Here is a 1216-nt window from a genome sequence, read left to right on the forward strand (position 1 = left end):
ATTTTAACCATTATATTCGGTATATGGACGTTGTTTTTGGGAAGTATTGAGATTCGTTTCGAGGATAAAGATTTTACCATTGAGGCACAAGGCTGGAGCGATTATACAGTGGACTATGCGCAGATTGACAGTATCTCATATGAAGAAAATTCATCTCAGAACCGGAATGATTATAGAACCAACGGTTTAGGAAATCTTAGATATGCTATGGGAAATTTTAGAAATGATGTTTATGGAGATTATATCAGGTATACCCATTCATCCTGTCATTCATATGTAGTCATGAGTATAGATGGAAAAATATTGGTCGTAAATGGTGAAAATGATTCAGCGACAAAGGAAATCTATCATACAATTAGCGAAAAGGTGTCAAATGAATTAAAATAGTATCAGAAATGCTGGGAAAATGTTCCCGACTCATCAATTGACTTGTGTTTGGATAGGTGCCGCGTTTAATAAACCAAGTTCTTTCGCTTCTTTTATGTAATCAACAGAATTGTATTTTTTAATTCTCTTGCCGCAGCCCCCATAGGATGCTGGCTGTCATACACCAGGCAGATCTGGCGCTCCGGAATTTCATCTTTTAATGGGATCTGTACGATCTCTTTTTTCAAAAGGGAAGGTGCAGCCATCGGCTGGGGCAAAAATGCAAGCCCGAGCTTGCATTTTACCAGAGGCAGGATCTGATCCGCAGTGGCAGCTTCCGTATCCGGGGAAAGATCCAGGCCATGAGATAAAAATACGCTGTTGTAAAATTTATAGGTCATAGTTTCCCGCCCAAGAGAAATCATCGGATAGTTCTTTACCTCCCGAAGGGAAAGTTCCTGGCTTCCGGTGTGGAATGGTTGTAAAGCTTCAGCCGGATTCCCGGATAAGTCATGTGAAAACTTTTTAATTTATCCAGCAGGAAAATATTGAGGGCAGTTTCACTGGCACCGATGGCTACACTTCCATGGGATAATCCGGAGCTGTCTGCCAGCTCCTCTTCTGCTGCCTGAAACTGCTCCATTGCACTTAGCACATGGGTATAAAGCCGTTCTCCTTCCGGAGTGAGCTGTACGCCGCGGTTGGTACGGATAAATAAAGTGGTATTCAGCTGTTGTTCCAGACAATTCATGGCCCGGGTAATATTAGGCTGGCTGTTGTTTAACGCCTGGGCCGCCTTGGTAAAGTTGTGGTATTTTGCCACATAATAAAAGATCTTATAATACTCGAA

The 1216-nt window shown here is 42.1% G+C and carries 3 protein-coding genes; 1 reads left to right on the plus strand and 2 read right to left on the minus strand.

The window, feature by feature from the left end; all coding sequences use genetic code 11:
* The coding region (locus tag I2D69_RS19780) for a PH domain-containing protein (RefSeq protein ID WP_243243862.1) at positions 1 to 387 on the plus strand (387 nt) is incomplete at its 5' end.
* 92 nt (positions 388 to 479) lie between these two features.
* On the opposite strand, the gene I2D69_RS21335 is transcribed toward I2D69_RS19780, so the two are convergent.
* Both I2D69_RS21335 and I2D69_RS21340 read right to left on the minus strand, forming a co-directional pair.
* Entirely contained in the window at positions 480 to 791 is a 312-nt protein-coding gene (locus I2D69_RS21335; protein WP_330637230.1) for a LysR family transcriptional regulator substrate-binding protein, read from the minus strand.
* An 11-nt stretch (positions 792 to 802) separates the two neighbouring features.
* The coding region (locus tag I2D69_RS21340) for a LysR family transcriptional regulator (RefSeq protein WP_347708410.1) at positions 803 to 1216 on the minus strand (414 nt) is incomplete at its 5' end.

Source organism: Ruminococcus sp. D54t1_190329_F1, from assembly GCF_015551645.1.
GTDB classification, from domain to species: Bacteria; Bacillota; Clostridia; order Lachnospirales; family Lachnospiraceae; genus Blautia_A; species Blautia_A faecis.

Bases quoted from the DNA above. Each gene is read 5' to 3' on its own strand.
- I2D69_RS21335 (WP_330637230.1), bottom strand. From the start codon at position 791: ATGATTTCTCTTGGGCGGGAAACTATGACCTATAAATTTTACAACAGC.